This is a genomic window from Lachnoanaerobaculum sp. (assembly GCF_057250505.1).
Genome location: NZ_DBHIEQ010000051.1, coordinates 1 through 7,333, shown reverse-complemented (window position 1 = coordinate 7,333; position 7,333 = coordinate 1). Strand labels below are relative to the sequence as shown.

At 36.7% G+C, this 7,333-nt stretch carries 9 protein-coding genes and 2 pseudogenes; 2 read left to right on the top strand and 9 right to left on the bottom strand.

Annotated features, from left to right (window positions below):
* Positions 1 to 86: 86 nt before the first annotated feature.
* From ACO6FI_RS12885 to ACO6FI_RS12865, 5 genes are all read right to left on the bottom strand, one after another.
* Positions 87 to 434 carry a hypothetical protein gene (locus ACO6FI_RS12885; protein ID WP_485457681.1) on the bottom strand — a complete coding sequence of 116 codons (348 nt, stop codon included), beginning with the start codon at positions 432 to 434 and terminating at the stop codon, positions 87 to 89.
* A 126-nt stretch (positions 435 to 560) separates the two neighbouring features.
* Positions 561 to 1,544: a diaminopimelate dehydrogenase gene (locus tag ACO6FI_RS12880; RefSeq protein ID WP_485457680.1), complete on the bottom strand. Its 984-nt coding sequence runs from the start codon at positions 1,542 to 1,544 to the stop codon at positions 561 to 563.
* 221 nt (positions 1,545 to 1,765) lie between these two features.
* Entirely contained in the window at positions 1,766 to 3,106 is a 1,341-nt protein-coding gene (locus ACO6FI_RS12875; protein WP_485457679.1) for an FAD-dependent oxidoreductase, read from the bottom strand.
* Between the two features lie 113 nt (positions 3,107 to 3,219).
* Positions 3,220 to 3,642, bottom strand: coding sequence for a hypothetical protein (locus tag ACO6FI_RS12870; RefSeq protein WP_485457678.1), 423 nt, complete (start codon positions 3,640 to 3,642; stop codon positions 3,220 to 3,222).
* 482 nt (positions 3,643 to 4,124) lie between these two features.
* Positions 4,125 to 4,325: a hypothetical protein gene (locus ACO6FI_RS12865; RefSeq protein ID WP_485457677.1), complete on the bottom strand. Its 201-nt coding sequence runs from the start codon at positions 4,323 to 4,325 to the stop codon at positions 4,125 to 4,127.
* Between the two features lie 39 nt (positions 4,326 to 4,364).
* Here ACO6FI_RS12865 and ACO6FI_RS12860 point away from each other — a divergent pair, with 39 nt between their 5' ends.
* Together ACO6FI_RS12860 and ACO6FI_RS12855 are read left to right on the top strand one after the other, a co-directional pair.
* Positions 4,365 to 4,640, top strand: coding sequence for a type II toxin-antitoxin system RelB/DinJ family antitoxin (locus ACO6FI_RS12860; RefSeq protein ID WP_485457676.1), 276 nt, complete (start codon positions 4,365 to 4,367; stop codon positions 4,638 to 4,640).
* Positions 4,637 to 4,924: a type II toxin-antitoxin system YafQ family toxin gene (locus ACO6FI_RS12855; RefSeq protein WP_485457675.1), complete on the top strand. Its 288-nt coding sequence runs from the start codon at positions 4,637 to 4,639 to the stop codon at positions 4,922 to 4,924. Before ACO6FI_RS12860 ends, ACO6FI_RS12855 begins: the two co-directional genes overlap by 4 nt.
* Positions 4,925 to 5,171: 247 nt before the next feature.
* Here the strand turns inward: ACO6FI_RS12855 and ACO6FI_RS12850 are convergent.
* The 4 genes and pseudogenes from ACO6FI_RS12850 to ACO6FI_RS12835 form a co-directional block, all read right to left on the bottom strand.
* Positions 5,172 to 5,426, bottom strand: a pseudogene (locus ACO6FI_RS12850) (cupin domain-containing protein); the annotation flags it as partial.
* Between the two features lie 216 nt (positions 5,427 to 5,642).
* Positions 5,643 to 6,233, bottom strand: a complete 591-nt coding sequence (locus ACO6FI_RS12845; RefSeq protein WP_485457674.1) for a hypothetical protein — start codon at positions 6,231 to 6,233, stop codon at positions 5,643 to 5,645.
* A 9-nt stretch (positions 6,234 to 6,242) separates the two neighbouring features.
* Entirely contained in the window at positions 6,243 to 6,398 is a 156-nt protein-coding gene (locus ACO6FI_RS12840) for a type I restriction-modification system subunit M N-terminal domain-containing protein (RefSeq protein ID WP_485457673.1), read from the bottom strand.
* A gap of 362 nt (positions 6,399 to 6,760) precedes the next feature.
* Positions 6,761 to 7,186 (bottom strand): annotated as a pseudogene (locus ACO6FI_RS12835) (hypothetical protein); the annotation flags it as partial.
* Positions 7,187 to 7,333: the final 147 nt, after the last annotated feature.

Here is a 7,333-nt window from a genome sequence, read left to right as displayed (position 1 = left end):
TTTTGTGGGGCTTATAAAATAATTATTTTAGGACATAATCATTTATGCTTGACATGGAGAAAATCACGATATGGATGCCTGATATATTACAGTTTATGTTCTCTAATGAATGCTCCTATGCATTGTCCTATTACGCTTACTATAAAATATCCTACACAAAACATAAGTATACTGATACCGGTAAACAGCATATAAGCCAAACATAAAATGAATATCCTAAATGAAAAGTACCAATAAAACCCGTTTCTTATTGCAAATATTATAGATAAAACAAGTAAAATAAGCGGTATAACAGCAATTACTATATAAGCAAAGAGAATTGCTCTGTCAAACGGGTCTTCTACCGGTACTATATAAACCAAAAACGGCAATATATAATATGATATCGCTATTACAATACTGTATTTATACTTCTCAATAAATACCTTTTTCAAAATCTCTTCCATACACACCACAAAATCATTTACCACTGTATCAGATGTAAAAATTATATCATAAAAACATAATCTTTACATTAAAATAGCTGCTACACTTAGTGTAACAGCTAAACTATTGTTATATTACAGCAGATGTGCTCTTATCTCATCGACACTCATATCAAGCAGATAAGCCGGTGCCACATCAAATACTGTATGTGCTCCGATCTTTCCTTCATTATGCATACGATATGCGGCTCTTGCATATGCAATGATTACGGAAGCTGTGAACTCAGGGTTTGAATCAAGCTTTAAGCGATACTCAATAACATGATTGTTCTCATCATCCCAACCTGTTTTTCCGCTTCTAATAACAAATCCGCCGTGTGGAAGCTTTGAATGATTCTTCTTCATCTCCTCAGCTGTGATGAAATGAACTGTTGTATCATAGTCTGCAAAGTAGTTAGGCATTGTCTTTATCTTTTCTTCAATTTTTGCCTTGTCTGCACCGTCTGCAGCCACTACATAGCACTCTCTTGTATGCTTTTGTCTTGTAGTAAGTTTAGGATTCTTACCGCTTCTGACAGCTTCAAGAGCCGACTCTACAGGTACTGTATACTGTCTTGCATCTACAACGCCTTCAATTCTTCTGATAGCATCCGAATGTCCCTGACTTACTCCCTTACCCCAGAAAGTATAATCTGCACCGTTTGGAAGAATCGCATTTGCACATACTCTGTTAAGTGAGAACATACCCGGATCCCAGCCTACAGATATAAGACCGAAGTGACCGGTTGCCTTTGCAGCATCGTCAACCTTTGCAAAATGCTCCGGAATATTTGCATGAGTATCAAAGCTGTCAATAACATTGAAATACTTGGCATATTCAGGTGTCTGTACAGGTAAATCTGTCGCACTGCCACCGCAAAGTACCAAAACATCTATATCATCCTGATAACTTAAAATATTTTCAACACTGTCAACCTTTGCATCAGATGTAAGAATCTTAACACTTGAAGGATCTCTTCTTGTAAACACCGCTACCAACTTCATATCCTTTGTATGCTTTATAGCACACTCGATTCCTCTTCCAAGGTTTCCATATCCCAAAATACCTATTCTTATCATTTTCTCACCGGCCCTAAACCAAATAAATTATTCGGGCAAATCCTTTCATTTAATATCAACCAGAATGCATTGATATTAAAAAAGATAGAATGCCCCCAAGACTCGTCTTTGAGCATTCTATCCAAGAAATAAATATCATTCATAGCAAACTGAGTTGTTAGCTGTGTAATATTATACAGGATTTTTTTTATATTGCAAGTACAAATTTAAAAATATCTATATTACATTGCAAACAAATCGTTTAAACTTTCAGACATTGTAGGATGTGTGAATATAAAGTTTGCTATATCCTTTGCTTTGATACCGTGGTCCATTGCCAGTTTTATAAAGTTAATCATCTCATAAGACTCTTCACAGAAAAGCTCAGCACCCAAAATTGTACCGTCAGCTGTAACAAAAGCCTTTAACAGTCCGTCTGTTTTTCTTAAGACCTTAGCCTTCGGAATAGCATTTGCACTTAAGCTTAAAACTTTGTATTCAACCCCTGCCGCCTTTGCATCCCTTTCACTCATTCCGACTCTTGAGAACGGCGGATTGATAAATACCGAATAAGAGAATGCTCCTCTGTTTTCTGTAGTTCTCTTATCCTCTCCCATTATTTCATCCCATATGATTCTGCTGTCATCAAGTGAAATATATGTAAACTGAAGCTTACCGCAAACATCACCTGCAGCCCAGATATTATCCACACTTGTCTTTAAATGCTCATCGGTAACTACGCCACCTCTGTCAGTAAGCTTAATACCTGCATTTTCACATCCCAGACCGTCTGTATTCGGTCTACGACCTACAGCAAGTAAAATCGCATCGGAGTCTAAAGTCTTTGACTCTCCTAAAACCTCATAATATAATTTGCCCTCTTCGGCTTTGGTCACCTTTGCACCTGTAACTATCTCTACAGATTTCGCTTCCAATACATCACGGATAGCTTTTGCAATATCCTCATCTTCTCTAGGCAAGAATACATCTCCATCCTGAACTACAGTTACCTTACTTCCGAAATCTGCATACATAGAAGCAAACTCAAGTCCTATATAACCGCCACCTACAATAGTAAGTCTTTTAGGTAATTCTTCAAGATTCATAATAGACTCTGATGCATACACACCCTTACTGTCAGCTCCTTCAATCTTCGGTATTACAGTAACCGAACCTGTATTAATAATAAACTTATCAGCTTCAATCTCAACATTTCCGTCTTTAGTTAAAACAATGATATGGTGATTATCCTTAAATGACGCCGTTCCGTCAATAATGTCCACACCTGCACTTGCTATCTTGTCATAATTAGCCTTATTAAGAGCGGCTGTAAGTTTCTTCTTTTCAGCAACCGCCTCCTTATAGTACTGTGCTTTTTTATCAAACTTTCCGTTTTGAGATTTTGACGCATCCGTTATAAGTCGCTTTGAAGGAATACAACCTACATTTATGCATGTACCTCCATACATATTTTTATCTTTCTCAATCAAAGCAACACTTTTACCTGCTTTACTGAACTTAGCCGCAAGTGTCTTTCCCGCCTTTCCGAAACCGATAACAACTATATCATAATCAGCTTTCATAGCTTAACTCCTTTTCATTATAATTTTAGATTATTATACACCTAATTTTACGCAATTGAAATACTTAAAATTAAATTTCTATTCTTTGTTTTACTTCCTGACGATCTATCACTTCATCCAAGATTATTATTTACCTTTCCGGCCAACTCCACTATATCCGAGATTTTCATCTTAGGAACTCTTGCAACTGTCATTCTATGAAGTATTTTACCCGCATTAATATCTGTAATATCTGCATCAATACCCACGGCCAACCACTTAACATCTCTTGTGGTTTTATCTGCCTCAGTTTTAAGCTCATATGCTTCATCATCTGTGATAACCGCAATACCGTTTATACGTTTCCTATTCCCGTCGGTACTGATTATAATGTCACCTGCAACCATATCGTTTACAAATCCGTTCGCTCCGTCTGAATCAAAATTCCAATCTATACGAACCCTGTTATTATCAAAGCAATACTGCCTGACTTCGCTTCTTATTGTTACTTTCCAAATGGTGGCATTATCAGCTATATTAAATCCTGTTGTTTTCACTTTTTTCTTGGATCATTGTCCCTGTCCGGCTTTGGCACCGCCGCCGGTTGCAATCCGGCATTTGCTTCTGCGAAACCGCCATCGCCCCGATGGGCTTCATGGCGTGCAGTCGAAAGCTCGACCAAACAGGAATGTACCCGAAGAATGAGTATTCAGTTTTCAATGGACATCCGGACTTTCGTCCTTACAAAGTAAGTTTAACAAGAATCCTCCGGTTTCGCGTTGGCCTCGTAGGCGCACTTTGGTTGTCCTTGCAGGACTACCTGCGGTTCGTTTTGACTTTTCAGCGTCCTATGCAGCCGTATTAGAGTAAAAAAATACCCCGTTGGTTTCCCAACGAGGCACTGAAGATGATTCTATATAAGCCTGAATTCTCCTCAATAGCAACCGGCTTCAGGAGCATCATAAAAAGCGTAAATACCAACTTAGTCAGTGACCAAGTTAGTGAGCAAGATAAATAACCTTACATTCCACACGCAGTTTTAGATTTTTGTATTGTGAAACGGGCAGACTGCCATGCCGTGACGGTTGACCTGAATGCCGTATATCTCTGCCGCCTGTCCGGTAGTAACATTGATTTTTATCTCTTCAAATACATTAAATAGGCTGTTCCTCCAAAAATAATTATAATCTTTTCTGTAAATTTTGCGTCTAATAGGTTGACTATGCAATGCAATCAACATATAATATAACTGCAATAGCAAGGAAAGGAGTTGAAATTTATGGCTACCACAACTAATTTCAGTGTCCGTATGGACAGCGACATCAAGAAACAGTGCGAAGCACTGTATGGTGAATTAGGCATCAACCTTACTACCGCTATCAATGTGTTTCTTCGTCAGTCGATCCGTGTCGGCGGTTTTCCTTTTGATGTTCGCATGGAGCAACCGAACAAGGAAACGATGGCAGCAATGCTGGAAGCAGAACGCATTGCCCGTGATCCGTCTGTAAAACGCCACTCTGATGTAGATGAGGCATTGAGGGCGTTAAAAGAATGATTAAACATTTAGACATTGTTTGGACAAATCAATTTAAGAAGGACTACAAGCTGGCGATGAAACGTCATCTTGATATTGACCTTCTGGACAACATCATTCGCAAACTGGCAAGCAGCGAACAGCTTCCAGAAAAGAATAAAGACCACGCTTTAACCGGAAACTGGGTCGGGCATCGTGAGTGCCACATTCAGCCGGATTGGCTATTGGTCTATCGGATTGAGAATGATTTGCTCGTCTTGACATTATCCCGAACAGGAACGCACAGCGATTTATTTGGAAAGTAAGAAAATGCACTCGGTACAAACGCCGGGTTCATGTAGCAATATAGACGGTCAAGAAAGGGGGTGCCCGTTCCCATCTCCGGCGGGAACGGATCAAACAGAGAGGAAGTCTTGAGCAACACATCTACGCTCTGATTGATACAAGCTTCATTCGATACTGCTCCTTTCGCAAAAAATTAGCAGCCCGGCACCGAAGCGCATGACTGCTATGTAAGGATCGGTATTCTGTTTTAGGTCTACAAACCGGAAGTTATCTGAGCAATTTATATATTTCGTAGGCAACCGGCTCACACCACTCATTCGATGTCTCTTCACCTGGCACTTCAATTGCCAGATGAGAAAACCATTCATCCGGTGCGGCACCATGCCAGTGTTTCACTTCTGCCGGAATATTGATACAGTCACCAGGCTTCATTTCTACAGCATCTTCTCCCTCTTCCTGATAATATCCTCTTCCTGCAATACATACTAAAATCTGCCCACCTCCACTTTTTATTTGATGAACAATTTCTATATCATCTTGATTTTTTCTATCTGTCTCGTTTTGAATTTCCAATAATTCATTTTTAAAAAATGTATTTAATAACCACCGTTTAAATTTTCTCATTTGCTAATATTCTCCGTCTTTCATGTATTATTTATTTTAGTTTGTCACTCTGTTTGCTTTCTATCGACCTATATATTCGGTACTCAGTTTTATTTAACTAGACAAACAGATATTCTACCAATCAATTTTAATTTTCTCATTTCTAATTTTGTTGTATATCTCTTTTTCTTTATTTTTCTTTCCGCGGGAAGATGTAGATGGGGCTGGATTCCACAATAATGCCTTTGTTAAAAATGCAAACTTTACCTCAGAAAAATTAACGGAATCATATTCTCCCCTTTCTTTAGAAAATGTATCAGCATTTATACAGAAAAATATAAAGTTATCATGTTCTTTATACATCGCTCTATACTTTTCACTATTTTTATCCCTTCCAATTTCATAGGAAAAAGCTTTTTTAGTAAATGTAGTATCTACTGAAATTTTTTTTGGTTCTAGTCGCATCAAATCAAGTATGTCTTTAAGTTCTTTATTAATATTATAGCTACTGCCAACTTGCATACACTTGTACTTCTCATCTTTTCTTCTACAAAAAATAGCCCACAACCCTTTTTCTGTTTTTACATTTGAGTTATATTCCTTTATGTCCTTATAAGCTTGATTTATTGCTTCATTATCCTTATTTTTGTCAAAGCAACATATTTCTTCAACATATGGTTTAATCTTACACCAATCTTCAATATTTTTTATTCCATTATCATCCATAGCTACATTTCACTTTCTGTTATACAGGTCCTGCTCTTCTTTGTCTGAAAGATACTTATAAAAGATAAAGCCCAATATATAATCCTTATATTCATTGGCTTCAATCTTTGATCTCATTTGATTTGCAGACTCCCAAATCTTTGCCGCAAGCTGTTGTTTATTCATTTTACTTCCCCACTATCCCTTCATATGCACTATAACTTTAACTAAGTAAAAGTCCTAAAATATATTATATATTATTTCTTCTAAATAGATAGTCATTTTAAGGCAAATGCTGATAATATTTTGACCGTTTAAAAGGGGTTCTACCATAGCGGCTCAGATGTCAAAATTTTAGATTTTATAATGATATAAAATCAAATAACTATTTCCGGCTGATATCAAGCTTCTTCTTCAAAACAGTCTATAATTGTCGACGATATCTTTATGGTTACCTACTTCTTAAGCTCTTTAATGTATGGATTTTTTATAGCTTTACTAAAATCAAATTCCTTTTCAAGAAATTCATCTCTCATAGACTCACTTATGATAGAATACTCCATATCTCCGCTGTTCCAGATATACATAATAACGGATACAGGATTTTTCCCATCTTCCCAAAGCCATCCTGAGTAAGTCGTTGAATTTCAAAAATAACCTTCTGTAATAATTTCAAACTCAGAATTTTTATGAATATCCATAAATTCCTCTAAAGAAACAGCATCTCCGGTAAAATGACCTTTACCTAAGGTTTTATTAAAAATCAACACACTACAAAGCCTTAAATCACAATCTTTAAAACAGACTTCACCCTTGTGTTCTACTTCTTCATTGTTCACATATTGAAATAATGAATCAACCTTTAGAGTAAGCATTTTATTATGGAATTTAAGTTCCTTTACTCTGCTGCCGTTTAGGCTGAAAATGATATTAGCGTGTCTGTCATATATAAATTTATTTATATTTTTGTCCATGATTTACTCCTGAATGAATCTATAGTAGCAGAATTTTTTAACTCTACTGTCTACTTATCTTGAATCTGCAATTTCTTATAATTATTATACATTATTCTATTATATATTGGGCTTATATTTGTTATAATATGAGCAAGAAAGTGAAAT